The 15,957-nt window shown below is 49.6% G+C and carries 11 protein-coding genes, 1 tRNA gene, 2 pseudogenes and 1 other annotated feature; of the genes and pseudogenes, 1 reads left to right on the top strand and 13 read right to left on the bottom strand.

The window, feature by feature from the left end; genetic code table 11:
- Window positions 1-114: 114 nt before the first annotated feature.
- The 5 genes and pseudogenes from DXA55_RS01820 to DXA55_RS01800 all read right to left on the bottom strand — a co-directional run bounded on the left by DXA55_RS01820 (window position 115) and on the right by DXA55_RS01800 (window position 4,841).
- Window positions 115-717 (bottom strand): hypothetical protein, encoded by a 603-nt coding sequence (locus DXA55_RS01820; protein ID WP_117509030.1) that lies wholly within the window; start codon window positions 715-717, stop codon window positions 115-117.
- A 15-nt stretch (window positions 718-732) separates the two neighbouring features.
- Window positions 733-2,393: pseudogene (locus DXA55_RS01815) on the bottom strand (2-isopropylmalate synthase).
- A 100-nt stretch (window positions 2,394-2,493) separates the two neighbouring features.
- Window positions 2,494-2,757, bottom strand: a binding site (T-box leader).
- A gap of 125 nt (window positions 2,758-2,882) precedes the next feature.
- Entirely contained in the window at window positions 2,883-3,344 is a 462-nt protein-coding gene (locus DXA55_RS01810; protein WP_158565007.1) for an extracellular solute-binding protein, read from the bottom strand.
- A gap of 300 nt (window positions 3,345-3,644) precedes the next feature.
- A complete protein-coding gene (locus tag DXA55_RS01805) occupies window positions 3,645-4,610 on the bottom strand; it encodes a substrate-binding domain-containing protein (protein WP_117812883.1) in 966 nt (321 codons plus the stop codon).
- A 157-nt stretch (window positions 4,611-4,767) separates the two neighbouring features.
- Window positions 4,768-4,841: transfer RNA gene (locus tag DXA55_RS01800), tRNA-Pro, on the bottom strand.
- A gap of 265 nt (window positions 4,842-5,106) precedes the next feature.
- On the opposite strand from DXA55_RS01800, the gene DXA55_RS01795 reads away from it, so the two are divergent.
- The gene (locus DXA55_RS01795; RefSeq protein WP_022462283.1) at window positions 5,107-5,463 is read left to right on the top strand and encodes a sporulation initiation factor Spo0A C-terminal domain-containing protein; all 357 of its coding nucleotides are present in this window, start codon (window positions 5,107-5,109) and stop codon (window positions 5,461-5,463) included.
- Window positions 5,464-5,620: 157 nt separating this feature from the next.
- On the opposite strand, the gene ilvC is transcribed toward DXA55_RS01795, so the two are convergent.
- The 8 genes and pseudogenes from ilvC to pheS all read right to left on the bottom strand — a co-directional run bounded on the left by ilvC (window position 5,621) and on the right by pheS (window position 15,796).
- Window positions 5,621-6,640, bottom strand: coding sequence for a ketol-acid reductoisomerase (gene ilvC, locus DXA55_RS01790; RefSeq protein WP_022462282.1), 1,020 nt, complete (start codon window positions 6,638-6,640; stop codon window positions 5,621-5,623).
- A gap of 158 nt (window positions 6,641-6,798) precedes the next feature.
- Entirely contained in the window at window positions 6,799-7,305 is a 507-nt protein-coding gene (ilvN, locus tag DXA55_RS01785) for an acetolactate synthase small subunit (RefSeq protein ID WP_022462281.1), read from the bottom strand.
- Between the two features lie 121 nt (window positions 7,306-7,426).
- Entirely contained in the window at window positions 7,427-9,229 is a 1,803-nt protein-coding gene (locus DXA55_RS01780; RefSeq protein WP_117812882.1) for a glycoside hydrolase family 2 protein, read from the bottom strand.
- Between the two features lie 107 nt (window positions 9,230-9,336).
- Complete coding sequence (locus tag DXA55_RS01775; protein ID WP_117812881.1) at window positions 9,337-10,281, bottom strand: AEC family transporter; 945 nt, start codon at window positions 10,279-10,281, stop codon at window positions 9,337-9,339.
- Window positions 10,278-11,302, bottom strand: a pseudogene (locus tag DXA55_RS01770) (aldo/keto reductase). The gene DXA55_RS01775 and the pseudogene DXA55_RS01770 overlap by 4 nt, the downstream one beginning before the upstream one ends.
- A 318-nt stretch (window positions 11,303-11,620) precedes the next feature.
- Entirely contained in the window at window positions 11,621-12,268 is a 648-nt protein-coding gene (locus DXA55_RS01765; protein ID WP_117509036.1) for a histidine phosphatase family protein, read from the bottom strand.
- Between the two features lie 5 nt (window positions 12,269-12,273).
- Entirely contained in the window at window positions 12,274-14,718 is a 2,445-nt protein-coding gene (pheT, locus tag DXA55_RS01760) for a phenylalanine--tRNA ligase subunit beta (RefSeq protein ID WP_117812880.1), read from the bottom strand.
- Window positions 14,719-14,749: 31 nt separating this feature from the next.
- A complete protein-coding gene (gene pheS / locus DXA55_RS01755) occupies window positions 14,750-15,796 on the bottom strand; it encodes a phenylalanine--tRNA ligase subunit alpha (RefSeq protein WP_022461828.1) in 1,047 nt (348 codons plus the stop codon).
- Between the last annotated feature and the right edge of the window lie 161 nt (window positions 15,797-15,957).

Here is a 15,957-nt window from a genome sequence, read left to right as displayed (position 1 = left end):
TATAATGGATGAAGTATGAAAAAACAACAAAAATATACAAAAAATGACTGTGCACAAAAATGCACAGCCATTTTCCACCATTCTGCCAAAATATTTTTTGTCAGAATGTATGATTTAATTTTCGTCGGACTCCTCCGTTTTTGCTTCGCCTTCTTCCAGGGCCGGGGATTCTGCTGCTTCTTCCAGGGCAAGCGCCTCTTCCTCTTTTTCCGCATTTTCTGCGATTTTGTCTTCCGCCCAGGTCACAAACGCTGCTGCTTCTCCGATCTCAAAGCGTTTCTTGTCAAGAAAAGTACTTCTGCCGCCGATGGTGATACGGATATAGTTGTCAAACTCCGTGACCTTTGCCAGCTGCTCCAGCGGAATATCGGTGCTTCTGCCCTCTTTTTCGTATGTCATCGTGAGCACATGCTCCGTAAAACGAAGGGTACGTTCTCCGAGAAGGCCTTTCTTTTTGCATTTTTTCATCTGCGAACGGGCCATCAGATTCGGCAGAAACGTACACAGCAGTGCCATCAGGACAGAAATTCCCAGATTGAAGAAATCGCCCGGCAGAACGGATCCGCGGGTCACTGCACCGTAGATCATGAAGAGAATGGCAGCCGCAACAGCAAGACCGGTGATGATCCGCAGCACGAGCAGCACTTTTTTCATTTCGGTGCGGTAAATCTCCACAAACAGCTCTTTGGTATATTCGATTTTGTTTTTAAACAGCATATTCTCTCTCTTTTCTTATCGGTTGTTGATTGCAGTTACCAGCGCATCGATGGAAGCACGGATGATATCCGGGTCTACGCCTGCACCCCAGGAAAGTGTTCCGTCCGGCTTCTTGATGCCGACATAGGCGATCGCACGGGATTTGGAACTCTGCTCTAAAGCATGCTCCGTATAGCTGACCAGATCATACTGCAGATTGTACTGCTGTTTCAGCGCGTTGCTGACTGCGTTCAGACGGCCGTTTCCTTCTGCAAATACGGTTGTATACTCGCCGCCCTCATAGTTGGAAGTAACCTGTGCTTCAATTTTGCCCGCATCAAGCTGTTTAAAGTGAACGCCGTTGATGTTATACGGTGTGGTTACGTTCTCGAAGCTGTCCTTGAAGAGTTCAAAGATTTCATCCGGACGCAGCTCTTTATGCAGATGATCGGAAACGGATTTTGCGGTATAGCTCATAGCCTCGCGCATCTTCGCCGGCAGATTCAGGCCGTATTTCGTCTCCAGAATATAGCCGACACCGCCCTTTCCAGACTGGCTGTTGATGCGGATGACGTCTGCATCGTAGTTTCTTCCGATATCGGTCGGATCGATCGGCAGATACGGAACGGTCCAGGTATCCGGTGCTTTCTCCTCGATCCAGTGCATGCCTTTTGCGATCGCATCCTGATGGGAACCGGAGAAGGCTGCAAATACGAGAGATCCGCAGTACGGGCTTCTCGGGTTGATGCTCATACCGGTGAAGGATTCAAATGCATGGCAGAGTTTCGGCATATCGGAGAAGTCAAGCTCCGGATCGACGCCCTGCATGTACATGTTCATGCCGACCGTGATAATATCCACGTTTCCGGTTCTCTCGCCGTTTCCGAACAGCGTTCCCTCGATACGGTCTGCTCCGGCAAGGATACCCATCTCTGCATCGGAAACGCCGCAGCCGCGGTCATTGTGCGGATGAAGGGAAAGAACGACATTATCGCGGTATTTCAGGTTTTTGCTCATGTATTCCACCTGGCTTGCATAAACGTGCGGCATGGAAAGCTCCACGGTGCTCGGCAGGTTGATGATGGCTTTGCGGTCTGCAGTCGGCTGCCATACGTCGAGAACGGCGTTGCACACCTCAAGCGCATATTCCGGCTCGGTTCCGGTAAAGCTCTCCGGGCTGTACTCGAAGCGGTATTTCTCGCCGGCCTCTTCTGTCAGCTCTTTTAAGAGCTTTGCTCCCTCAACGGCGATTTTCAGGATGTCTTCTTTCGATTTTTTGAAGACCTGCTGACGCTGTGCATAGGAAGTGGAATTGTAAACGTGAACGATGGCATTCTTGCAGCCCTTTAATGCCTCGAAGGTCTTGCGGATGATATGCTCTCTCGCCTGGGTCAGAACCTGAACGGTTACGTCATCCGGGATCAGATCCTGCTCGATCAGGGTGCGAAGGAATTCGTACTCGGTCTCAGATGCTGCCGGGAAGCCGACCTCGATCTCTTTGAAACCAACCTCAACGAGGAGTTTGAAGAATTCTACCTTCTGCTCCAGGCTCATCGGAATTACAAGTGCTGGTTTCCGTCACGAAGGTCAACGCTGCACCATACCGGTGCTTTGTCAATGCTGTCTTTTTCTGCCCAGTCCATGCACGGAACCGGCGGCATATAATACTGTTTCTGATACTTCTTTGCATTCATCATGATTTTTTCCTCCCAGAAAGTGAAATATAATTTATTCTGCCGACATAAATTCGGGATGAAAGCATAAAAAAATCTCTCATCTTCTGTGTCGGCTTCTGACACAAGAGACGAAAGACTTGCTATCTTACGCGGTACCACTCCTGTTTTACAGAGATTTTCTCTGTACACTCTGCGGATACGGATGAAACATCTGCATATCCTGCCCTTCTAACGGTGGGTTTCCGTCTGCACCTACTCTTTTTATTCTAAATTTGGGAGCAGCGGCTCTGAGGTCAGTTCCACGGAATTCGTCTGCTGTTTCGCATCACCCAACAGCTTTCTGGATTCGGAAGCTCCATGTAGTATTCCTCTTCTTTGCCTTTTTCCTAACTTGGCTCTTATGTTACCATTTTTCTCCATCTCTGTCAAGCGCAAAACGCAGGATTCCGTAAAAATACACCCGCCGGAAAGGAGGCTCCGGCGGGTACTCTAACGCATGATTTCGTTGTTTTATTTGTTGTACTCTTCCAGGTATTTCTGGTAATCCTCTACCTGTTTTCCGTGGATTTCCTTGAGCTCATCCAGCTCATCCAGTGTAGTCGGAACAGCCAGTCCTAAGTTGTCCAGCCAGTCTTTCCGGATCCACAGAGTCTCACATGCCGGCTCTGCAACGTCGCCCGGGATACGGTAAATTCCGTTGTCTCCGGATGCATAGAACATAACGCCAGGATCTACGCTGTTGTAGTAGTCAACCATGTTGGTGTATTTCTTCATATACTGAGAAACATCCACCAGAAGGCCTGCGTCTACCCATTTCGTATAGTCAGCTTCCATGTTCCACCACCAGATGATGTCCGGTCGCTGTGTCTCATCGCCCATCAGAAGGGAAATTTTGGATGTTGCATCCGACCAGCCCGGCAGTGCGATGATATCGATATCCAGGTTGCAGCGGTCCTCCGTCCATTCCTGCATTTCGCTCTCTCCCTTCCTTCCGGCGATATAATGCATTATTTTGCACTATTATTTTTTAATGTGTGATATTAACGAGGTTTTTATTCTTGCGTTTTTGTCATTTTTGTTCAGTTTAGCTTTCCTTAAATGCACCATTTTGCATTATTAATTAGTGTTTTTCTACATGGCATTTATGCACGAATTTGAATCATCGCAAAAAGGGAGCCGGAAACGCCCCGGCAGACGGTTTTTCTTCTCGTCCGCCGGGGCGTCCCTGGCTTTCTTTCTTTGTTCACTTTTTCCTGTTTTTTCTATTTCTTTCTATCCCTGGCGCTTGCACGAGGAACGGCGCACCACAACCTCCCCCGAAACGAGAATCCGTTCTTTCGGCGCTTCCGGGTGCTCCTCCCGCCATAAAAATTCATGCACCATACGGCGGCCAAGCCACTTCGTATCGACATGAACGGTTGAGAAGAACGGATACAGCATCCGGTCCTCATCATCATCAAATCCGGTCAGTGCCACATCCTCCGGCACGCGCACGCCGATTTTCCGGAAGGATTCTGTCAATCTTTTGGCGATCATATCGTTGCCGCAGACAATCGCTTCCGGCAGTGTATCGTAGCTCGCCACAATCTTGTCAAAATTTTCCGGGTAATAAAAATGATCGCTCTCCATATTGGGGCGCACAAGCTCCTCATCGAGCGGAATGCCCGCCTGTTCCATCGCTGCAAGGAAACCGACATACCGGTCATGCATCGACTCATACGTGCTGCTGTGCTCACTTAGGAAACCGATCCGCGTCATGCCCTGCCCGATCAGATGGGACGTCAGAAGACTCACCGGCTGCACACCGTCCACACGCACGATATCGCCCATCGGCCGCTGTTCGATGCCGCAGTAATGGTCGAGCTGAAAGATGCGGTAACCCAGATTTACCAGTTTCTGCATATATTCCGGCGGCAGCATTTTAATGCAGAAGATCGCATCGATATTTTCATTCAGGCCGAGCGGCAGAATGCCGTTCTCCTCCTCCCGCTCCGTCACGACCGCAACGCGCGTCTGACAGTTATTGAGGCTCGCCTCCTCGGAGATGCCGCTCACGACACGGTCCCAATAAACAGCGGCATCCCGCGTACGCAGAACCATAATATTGTAATGCTTCTCCTGCGGTGCCCGAACTTCTTCCACATATACATTTTCGCCCAGATAGCCATTTCTTTTCGCCATCCGAAGAACTCTCTCCCGCGTCACCGGAGCTACCTTCGGATCATCCTTTAATGCCATGCAACCGTATTCCGGGACAGTCCCAGCTCCTTTGCCATACTCTGTATCGTTACTTTCCCCATAACTTCCTCCCTGTTTTTTCTGCGCAATTCATTTTTCTTCCGCACACGTCTTTGTCCGTAAGAAAAAAAGTGCCGTAAAACGACACTCTTACCGATCGGGGCAACAGGATTTGAACCTGCGACCTCACGGCCCCCAGCCGTGCGCGCTACCAAGCTACGCCATACCCCGTAATCATGTTTTCATTATACCAGCGAACTTCTGAAAAATCAATGTTATTTTTCCCTCTCCCGTTTCATTACATTTATTTCTTTATTTCGTGTCATATTCTCTTTTATTTTACTATATTGTCACTTTTTCTTTCTGAATATGTAATTTTTCGACGTTTTCCACGTATCATAAGTGAAAGGGGAAAATCGTATGCCATACAAACTTTCACCTCTGGCATGCCCGTCTGCAAAGACTATGTAAAAACTGAATAAAAGGAGACATCGTAATGGAAACTGAAATTTACTTTCTACTACACTCTTTAGGAATTGGTGCAAAATACCGCGGATTTCGCTATCTCGCCTATGGTATCGCTTTATGCATGGAAGACGAAGATTATCTCCTTCGGGTCAGCAAAACGCTGTACCCAAAGATCGCGCAAACGTTTCAGGTATCGTCCTCCTGCGTCGAACGAGACATCCGCACCGCTATTTCCGTCTGCTGGACCCGCGGAAACCGTGATCTGCTCTTTTCGCTTTCTGTGCATCCGGTTCTGACAAAACCGACCAATTCCGAATTTTTTGATATTTTAAGTTCTTATATCAAATACTACCGTGCTTTTCCTGCCTGTCGTCAGGAGGCATAAAAAAACGAATACAGAAAAGATAACACTTCCGCGCCCTATCATATTGGGGGATATGCATGGCGCGGAAGTGTTTTTTCTATGATAAAACGATAGAACGAAAAAAGGAGACTGCCCGCAAAGGCAGCCTCCCGATATGGATCATTTGACAGCAAACCGATTAGTTGTTGATCAGTTTGTCCTCGTTGCTCCAGCTGTACAGTTTTCTGACTTCTTCTCCGACTTTCTCTGACGGATGCTCTGCAGCTTTTCTTCTCATTGCACGGAAGTGAGCCTGTCCGCCTGCTGGGGACATATCCAGAAGGAAGTCTTTTGCGAAAGTACCATCCTGGATATCGGAAAGGATCTTCTTCATGGTCTTCTTGGTTTCTTCTGTGATGATCTTCGGTCCGGTGATGTAATCGCCGTACTCGGCTGTGTTGGAGATGGAGTATCTCATTCCGGAGAATCCCGACTGATAGATCAGGTCTACGATCAGTTTCATCTCATGGATGCACTCGAAGTATGCGTTTCTTGGGTCGTATCCAGCCTCGCACAGAGTCTCAAATCCAGCCTGCATCAGGGCGCATACACCGCCGCAGAGAACTGCCTGCTCACCGAACAGGTCTGTTTCGGTCTCAGTTCTGAAGGTTGTCTCCAGAAGACCAGCTCTTGCTCCGCCGATTCCAAGGCCGTAAGCCAGTGCTCTGTCCAGAGCTTTTCCGGTGTAATCCTGCTCAACAGCAACCAGGCAAGGAGTTCCTTTGCCAGCCTGATACTCGCTTCTTACTGTGTGGCCAGGTGCTTTCGGAGCGATCATAGCTACATCTACGTTCTTCGGAGGTACGATCTGTCCGAAGTGGATAGCGAAACCATGAGCGAACATCAGCATGTTGCCCTCTTCCAGGTTTGGCTCGATATCTTTTTTGTACATTGCAGCCTGTTTTTCATCGTTGATCAGGATCATGATGATATCAGCCTGTTTTGCAGCCTCAGCAGCGGTGTATACTTTGAATCCCTGTGCCTCTGCTTTTGCCCAGGATTTGCTGCCTTCATAAAGTCCAATAATAACATCACAGCCGGAATCTTTCAGGTTCAGTGCATGAGCATGTCCCTGGCTTCCGTAGCCGATAATTGCGATTTTTTTGCCTTCCAGTAAAGAGAGATTACAATCTTCCTGATAAAAAAGTCTTGCTGCCATTTTATTTTCCTCCATAATATATAGAATGTCTTGACCGGCGGCAGGTCGGTCAATTTATACAGCGAAAAGCATTTCTGCCTTTTGCTGTTTGTCAGGGAAATGAACTTTTCTATACAAAAATTTCATTCCTCTAGCAAACGTATGTAATGTGATCTGCGTTAATCGAGGTAACGCACATCGTGGGCTCCTCTGGAGAGTCCTGTCACTCCTGTTCTGGCCAGTTCCAGGATTTCGTATCCCTGTACCAGATTCAGGAACCCTTCGAGCTTTGACTGGTTTCCGGTCAGCTCTACAATCAGGCTTTCCTGTCCCACATCCACGATTCTTCCACGGAAGACATCGGAGATGGCGATGACATTGCGGCGTTCATTTTCATTCACACGGATTTTGACCAGCATCAGCTCTCGTCTGACACTCTCGTCCGGCTTCAGCTCTTTGATATCCCGCACATCGACAAGTTTTGCCAGCTGTTTTTTGATCTGCTCCAGAATCATTTCATCACTGCAGTACAGAACAACAGTCATTCTTGTGTATCGCGGGTCTGCTGTCACACCGGCGGTGATCGTCTCGATATTGTATCCGCGTCGGCTGAAAAGACCAGCTACTCTGCTTAAAAGTCCCGGCGTATTATCCACCAGCAGGGATAATGTTCTTTTCTGTTCCATAAACACCAACTTTCCTCCATCCGCAGGCGCCGCGGATTTTCAGCAATTTCTTACAACTTCCAACGCCTTATCCAATATATTAGCAACTTATCCTCACTTTGTCAACAAAAATTTTACCAAATTATTCTTTTGAGCAAAAATCTTTTGCCTCCTGTGGTTCCCATTTGCATACCTTCCGGTCATACGTAAGGATGCCGTTCGACTCCTCCTCGACATCGGTAAGCTGTGTGTAGACTGCTGCGGCAAGTCCCTGTTCTGTGAGTTCTCTTATCTTTTCTGCCAGTGCATTCATCGCTTTCTGGTACTGTGTCTGGTTCTGGTACGTGCGGTAGCCGAACGATTTTTCGGAGTAGAGATGCTCCTGTACCGGATACGTATAGCCGCCGTATTCAGAAAAAGCAAACGCGCGCTCCTCCGGTTTTACTTTTAACGGACGAAAGTAATTGTGAAGGCTCTTGATGTCCCCCGCTCCCTGATCGTACCAGCCGCTCGCGTGGTCGATCTGCCGCGTCGGATCGAGAGCGCGCACCATTTCTGTCATCTCCCTGGCATCAAACTGTCCCCATCCCTCGTTGAACAGAACCCAGAGCGACACGCACGGTGCATTGTAAAGCTGATGAACCGTCTCGCGGCACTCCCGCTTCCACCACTCTCTTCCCGTTTTTGAGGTCCGCGAAAAGAGCGGATAACAGTTATCCCTGAATTCCGTTGTCACAAACGGCAGTACGGTCGGAAGGTACAAAAGGAACGTCTGAATCGACCGGCCGCCGCCGTTGATCATATCCTGCCACACCAGCATACCGATATGGTCGCAGTGGGAATACCATCTTGCGCACTCAACTTTCAGGTGTTTCCGGATCATATTGAAACCGAGGCGTTTGGCCGTCTTAATGTCATAAACCATCGCCTCATCGGACGGCGGCGTGTAGAAGCTTTCCGGCCAATAACCCTGGTCGAGGACACCGTTCTGGAAATACGGCTTTCCGTTTAAGAGAAGACGCGTGATTCCTTTCTCATCTTTTCCAATGCCGAATTTGCGCATGCCGAAATAACTCTCGATGCGGTCTTCTCCCGCTTCAATGGAAACCCCATAGAGATGCGGATGTTCCGGGCTCCAGCCTGCAAAATTACCGAGAATCAGCTCCGCCTCGTTTTCTCTCGTCTCCCGGACGCAGATCACCTTCGCATCCGGCGCTTCGCTCTCCCGCACCGTAATTTTTTTCGTCAGTCCCGCATCCGGTCCGTTGAGGAAAACCCGTACTTTTACGCTCGCCGTATCATATTCCGGCGTGATCACGATGCGTTCCAGATACGTCTCCGGCACCCATTCCATCCAGACGCTCTGCCAGATGCCGCTCTGCGCGGTGTAAAACATGCCGCCCGGGGTAAGGCTCTGCTTTCCGCGGCCCTTCCAGTCCGTGTCCGTCTCATCGCGCACCTTGACGGCAAGCTCGTTCTCTCCCGTTTTGAGATACGGCGTAAGATCCACTGAAAAAGAAAGATACCCGCCGAGATGGCCTCCGGCACGCTTTCCGTTGCAGTAAATTACCGCATCCTGATCCACGGCGCCGAACTGCAGCAGCAGCCGTTTTCCGGCAGGAATTTTGGGAAGCTGAATCGTGCGGAAGTACCACAGATATTCTTTTGGAAGCAGCTGCCGCTTCACGCCGGACGCATCGCACTCCGGGGAAAACGGAACGAGAATTTTTCCGTCCCGCTGTTTTGGCATTTTCTGCGTTTCCGTGAACGCATACTCCCACCATCCGTTCAGATTTGTCCAGTTTTCCCGGCGCATCTGCGGACGCGGATATTCCGGAAACGGGAGCTCTTCTTCCGGATTTTTCCCAAATTCCGTAGAAAGGCGGAATTCTTTTCCTTCCTTTTTTCCAATCTGTAATGCTTTGACCGCATTTTTGAAGTCCATTCTTTTCCCTCTTTTTCTGATTTTTATGATTGATAAAAGCGTGCCCGGACAAAATCCCGGACACGCTTTTGGTGTACTGAAAATCAAAGCGGATATTCGCAATCCGGTTAGATAAACGCCAGCGTTTTCATCAGATACAGCCAGAACGTCAGCGTAAAGGCACTGCCGCACGTTGTGAGCATAACGGTGTTTGCCGTCAGACTTCCCTCATGACCCATATTTTTCGCCATGATAAAACTGCTCACCGTCGTTGCGGAACCCAGCATCACAAGGATTGCCACCAATTTTTCCTGACGGAAGCCAAGTATCACGGCGATCGGCAGAAAGACAGCTGCAAGACCGACCAGCTTAATCGCAGCTGCAGCAATCGACGGCCGGATATTCTTTGCCGCGCTCTTTGCCTCAAACGACGCACCCATCGCAATCAGGCCGAGCGGCGTTGCAAGTACCGCAATATTCTGCACCGTTTTCTGCAGAATCACCGGCTTTGGAATGCGAAGCACCGACCAGAGAAGTCCTGCAGCGATCCCGAGGATAATCGGGTTTGTCACGATATTTTTCGCCGTCTTTTTCACAAAATCTGCCGTGATCTCCTCCCGTTCCGGACCGAATACCGCAAGAACGACAACCGCCATGATATTATACAGCGGCACACTGCTGATGATCATCAGCGGCGCCATGCCGGAATTTCCGTAGATATTCTGGATAAAGGCAATACCAAGGATCGCCGCACTGCTCCGGTACGCCGCCTGGATAAATTCGCCTCTTGCACTTCTCTCTTTTAAGAGATGGGAAAGTCCCCATACCGCAAGAATTGAGAGCAGTGTTGCAAAGAAGCAGAACAGAACGAATTTGATATCCCACACAGCGGAGAAATCAGAATCCGACAGGTCCTGGAACAGCAGCACCGGGAGTGCGATTTTAAACACAAATTTGTTCATTTTGCTTGTGAACGATTCGTCCAGAATACCAACCTTTCGAAAGAAAAGTCCCAAAATCATTGTCAGGAAGATCGGCATCGTCGCGTTCAGGCTGAAGATCAGATTACTCATACCAGTGTTTTTCCTGCCAGTACATTTTTATAATCTTCGTAGTTCTCTTCGAGAAGCTTCGGCGTATTCAGACCGTAGGGACATTTCTTCATGCAGGCGCCGCAGTGGAGACAACCTCGATTTTCTTCATCATCGCCTGGCCGCGCTCGGTGAGCTGGTTGGCGGACGGGGAACGGCGCAGAAGCAGGCTCATGCGCGCGCAGGTGTTAATCTCAATGCCTGCCGGACATGGCATACAGTAACCGCAGCCGCGGCAGAAGTTGCCGGAGAGCTCTTTCTGGTCTTTCTCGATCATCGTCTTGATTTCATCCGTCATGGCAGGCGGACAGGCAATGTAGCTTAAGAACTCGTCCAGCTCTTTTTCTCTCTGGACGCCCCAGATCGGAAGCACGTTGTCGTACTGGTCTTCAAAAGCATATGCAGCCGCGGAGTTTGTGATCAGCCCGCCCGAAAGCGCTTTCATTGCGATAAAGCCGATATTTTTCTCTTTGCATCCCTGTACCAGTGCTTTCTCACGGTCCGTTGCCAGATAGCAGAACGGGAACTGCAGCGTCTCGTAAAGACCGGACTCGATGATCTCCTCTGCCACGCTCATGCGGTGGTTCGTGATACCGATGTGGCGGATTTTTCCCTGTGCTTTTGCTTCCAGCATCGCCTCATACAGGCCGGTTCCATCTCCCGGCTTAGGACAGAAGGACGGATTGTGGAACTGATAGATATCGATGTAATCCGTCTTCAAAAGGGAAAGGCTTGTCTCCAGATCCTTCCAGAAGCCCTCCACATCCTTTGCCATCGTCTTCGTAGAGATAAAGACCTTCTCACGCATTCCCTCAAACGCTGCGCCTAATTTTTCCTCGCTGTCGCTGTAGGCACGCGCGGTATCAAAAAAGCGGATGCCTCCGTCATACGCTTTGCGCAGCAGATAAACAGCGTCTTCTTTCGTGACACGCTGTACCGGCAGCGCGCCGAAGCCGTTCTTGTTTACACAGATTCCTGTACTTCCCAGTGTTACCATGGACATACTTGTGTTCCTCCTTTTTCGCTTTCATTGTTTCAACTCATAGTCGGTATTTCACGGAGTCTGACATGTCGAAAATAGTTCGACTGTGACTTGCCTCATGTCAGTGGAGAATACCGATTTCTCTCCGCCCGCCACTGCCGTTATGTTTCTTTTAGCAATTCATCCCACCGCTTCAGAAACGGGGGACTTCTTGTCTACTGGTGTTAAAATCCGTTATTTCTATAGTATCACACTTTCTGTCAGACGGCAAACGCGATTTAAAGAGGCAGGCACAAAGGGAAATACTTTCCTTTTATGTCTGCCTCTGAATATCATTTTTTATTTTACTTCTTTATAAAAGTTTACGCAGTCCGACGGATCATAATAGATTTTATTATCCGCAAGCAGCGTGGAAACACCGTTCTGTACTTCGATGATGCTGACCGCACAGTTGTACGGCACGCCGCCGTGCCAGAAGTCGTTCTTGTCTTCATAGACATTGCGTAGCAGCGCACGCATGCAGCAGCCGTGGGTGGCGATCAGGATCGTCTTGTCCTGGAACTCCGGTTTCGCAGTCAGCTCATGATAGAACGCTTCTGCCCGGTCGCAGACCTCCTGGATCGTCTCTCCGTCTCCCGCCGGGCGGAAGTGGAACGGATCTCTGTAAAAATCGTCGAAGTGTTCAGACGGAATCTCAAAATTGTTTGCCCGGCATCCAAGCCCTTCCCAGGAGCCAAAGGAAAGCTCCATCAGGCGGTCGTCGGTCGTAAGCGGCACATTTCTGCCCGCAAGGACGAGCTCTGCCGTGTGCTTTGCGCGGCGCAGTGGACTGGAAATTCCAAGGTCAAACGGGATATTTTTCAGTCCTTCCGCCGTCACTTTCGCCAGACGGACACCGTTCTCATTCAGCTCGGTGTCCGTCTGGCCCTGCAGTCTGCCTTCTACGTTCCACGCGGTTTCACCGTGGCGCATGATATAAAGTTTCATAAAAATCAGCCTCTCAGTTCGATGTTGAACTCATTCTGCAGTTTCTTGCAGATCTTCTCGACAAATTTCTGTACTTTTTCGAAGTCAAATGCTTCTTCCTTCGGTGCAAAGGTGACGGTGAACGCCATGCTCTTCTTGCCTTCCGGAATCTGGCCGCCCTCGTAAACATCGAACAGACGGATCTCTTTTACGTATTTGTTTGCCTCGCGGATACAGTTCTCTACATCGCCGCAGCTGATGTTTTTGTCCATGACAAATGCCAGGTCACGTTTCTCCTCCTGGAATTTGGAGATCGGCTGGAAGGTGCGTTTTTTGCCGTACCATCTGGAGAGCTCTTTTAAGTCAAGCTCCATGATGTAAGCGGAAGCACGCATGCTCAGCTCGTTCTGGATATCATATGCTGCTTTTCCGAAGTATCCGATTTCTGTACCCTCGCAGAGTACTTTCACTGCCTGATACGGATGCAGGAAGGATTTCTGAACCGGCTCGTAGGTGAACTCAATGTCCATGCTCTCGGCGATGGTGTTGGCGATGCCCTTCATAGTGAAGAAGCTCTCGTTGTTTCCGAAGGTTCCGACGCAGAGAACTTTTCTCTCATCCGGGTAGGATGTCAGCGGCAGGGACTCCGGAATGTAGATGCTTGCTACCTCGAACAGTCTTCCTTCAAGGGTGCCCTGTTTCTCATTTCTGGAAATGGCATTCAGCATGGAAGCTGCCAGTGTGGTACGCATCAGGGACAGATCCTGGTTGATCGGGTTGATGATCTCGATGGCATTTCTCTCTTTTGCATCTGCCGGCAGTTTCAAGAGATCCAGATCTGCAGGGGAGAAGAAGGAGTAATGCATGCACTCGTAGATACCCATGGTGCATAAGGTATTCTTCAGTGCCAGCTCGCCTTTCTGCTCTTCATTGTAGCCGCCCATCGTTACCTGTGCAGCGGAAAGGAAGGTATCTGTTACGTGGTCGTAGCCGTACATACGGATGACTTCCTCTGCCACATCCGGGTAACGCTCTACATCGTTTTCGCCCTCCGGCAGCATATCCTCACGGTAAGCCGGTACCTGAATGGTCAGCTCATCGCCGTTGATTTCCGGTGCAAAGTTCAGGTTTTTCATAATGCGGAGAATCTCTGCTTCCGGAACTTCGATACCGAGTACGCCGTTTACTTTGCTGACACTGACGGTCATCGGAGTCGGATCGATGGAGTTTCCGGTGTTCACATCGAAATGGGTACGGGAAACTTTACCGCAGCCAAGCTCTTCCATCAGATGCAGCGCACGTTTCATACCAAGTACGGTTGAATACTCGTCCACGCCTTTCTCATATCTTGCACTGGCATCCGTCGCTTTTCCAAGCGCACGGGCTGTCTTTCTGACGTTGTCGCGTGCGAATTTTGCGGACTCAAACATAACAGCCTCTGTCGTGTCGCGGATCTCGGAGTTTAAGCCTCCCATGACACCGGCAAGTGCAACCGGTTTTACACCGTCGCAGATCACGAGGTTGTTCTCATTCATTGTGTATTCCTGCTCATCGAGGGTCACAATCTTTTCATTTTCTTTTGCTCTTCTGACACAGATTTCATTGCCTTCCAGATAAGAGCAGTCAAAAGCATGCATCGGCTGGCCGATCTCTTTTAAGACGTAGTTTGTGATATCAACCACGTTGGAGATCGCGGACATGCCGACGAGTGCCAGACGGCGTTTCATCCATGCCGGGGACTCTCCGATTTTTACGTCATATACGTAATGAGCGCTGTAACGCGGGCAGAGTTCCGGAGCTTCCACGCGGACAGAGAAGCCTTCTTTTTCCACATCCGTCTCGGTGTAATCGGTTGCCGGCATTTTTAAAGGTTTTTCCAGCATCGCCGATACTTCTCTTGCGATACCGAGGATACTCTGGCAGTCCGGTCTGTTTGCAGTCAGGGAGATATCAAAGATCCAGTCGTCAAGACCTGTCAGCTCTTTGACATCTGCGCCAAGCTCGGCATCTTCCGGCAGAACAAGCAGTCCGTTGTAGCCTGCGCCCGGGTACAGATCCTCGGTAAGGCCGAGCTCCACGCCGGAGCAGAGCATTCCGCAGGACTCATATCCTCTTAATTTTCCTTTTTTGATGGTCATAACACCCTCGATGGTCTTATGATCTTTTGCTGTTGCATAAACAGAAGCGCCAGGAAGGGCAACCGGGAATTTTCCGCCGGTGTGCACGTTGTCTGCGCCGCAGCAGATCTGCATGGTGCCGTGTTCTCCTGCATTTACCTGGCACACATGAAGATGGGTCTCCGGGATCGGCTCGCAGCCCTCCACCAGACCGACAACAACGTTGCTGATGTCTTTTCCCACCTGATAACGCTCTTCTACTTCAAAACCGCCGTCGAACAGTTTTTTCTCCAGTTCTTCCGGGGTAACATCGATATCTACATATTCTTTCAGCCAACTTAACGGTACTAACATATTAAACCTCCAAATTCAAACTGTTTCGTCTTTATTTCTCGTTAATCTGATTTAAAACCCGCAGATCGGAACCGAATAACAGTTTGATGTTGTTGATTCCGTATTTCAGCATGGCGATACGCTCCAGGCCGATGCCAAAAGCGAAGCCGCTGTACTCTTCTGAATCAATGCCGCAGTTCTCCAGCACGCGTTTGTTTACGATACCTGCTCCAAGGACCTCGATCCAGCCGGTTCCCTTGCAGAGGCTGCATCCTTTTCCGCCGCAGGCGAAGCAGCTGCAGTCTACCTCAACGGACGGCTCCGTGAACGGGAAGTAAGATGGACGAAGACGTGTTGTCGTTCCCTCGCCGTAGATCTTCTGTACGAGTACGTCGAGCATTCCTTTCAGGTCGCAGAGGGTGATGTTTTTGTCGACAACGAGTCCCTCCATCTGATGGAACATCGGAGAATGGGTTGCGTCGTCATCAGACCGAAAAACACGTCCCGGGGAAAGGATCTTGATCGGCGGCTTTTTGTTTTCCATGACATGAATCTGGCCTGCCGATGTCTGGGTACGAAGCAGGAATTCCGGGGAGAGATAGAAGGTATCCTGCATATCTCTTGCCGGGTGATCCTGTGGTGTATTCAGTGCAGTAAAGTTGTAGTAATCGGTCTCGATTTCTCTTCCCTCGTATACCTCAAAGCCCATGCCTGCAAAGATGTCGATGAGCTGTTTGCGGATCAGGGTAACCGGATGAAGGTTTCCGATCGCTGTCTCTTCTGCCGGAAGGGTCAGGTCGATTTTCTCGGACTCATATTTCTTCTGCAGCTCGCGCTCTTTCATCTCCTCTTCCACTTTCTGGAAGCGGCCAAGCGCCCACTCTTTTAACTCATTGACGGATTTACCGTAGTTTGCGCGCTCTTCCGGGGCAATGTTTTTCATTTCTTTCATCAGCCCGCTGATCTTACTTTTCTTTCCTTCCAGATACTCGCTCTTAAATTCATACAGTTCTTTGGAGCTTTTCAGCTCTTCCAGTCCATTTTCAATCTTCTGTTTTAATTCAGACAGATGGCCGGTTAATACACTTTTTTCCTGCATTTGACTCTCCTACTTTCTTTTTCTTGCTTGTTTGATGGTAAATGTGAAAAACAGTCAGATACCCCGCTGCAAACAGCGGAGCATCTGATTTTCGTGGCAGTCGCCAAATATCCATGCAAGCATGGCTGTCTGGCTCGTTGCTCACAAAAAAAGACCCCGCC

Origin of the sequence: Blautia sp. OF03-13 (genome assembly GCF_003460685.1) — a bacterium.
GTDB lineage: Bacteria > Bacillota > Clostridia > Lachnospirales > Lachnospiraceae > Fusicatenibacter > Fusicatenibacter saccharivorans.
Note: the sequence above shows the minus strand (reverse complement) of the source record. Positions and strands in the feature narration are given on the sequence as shown.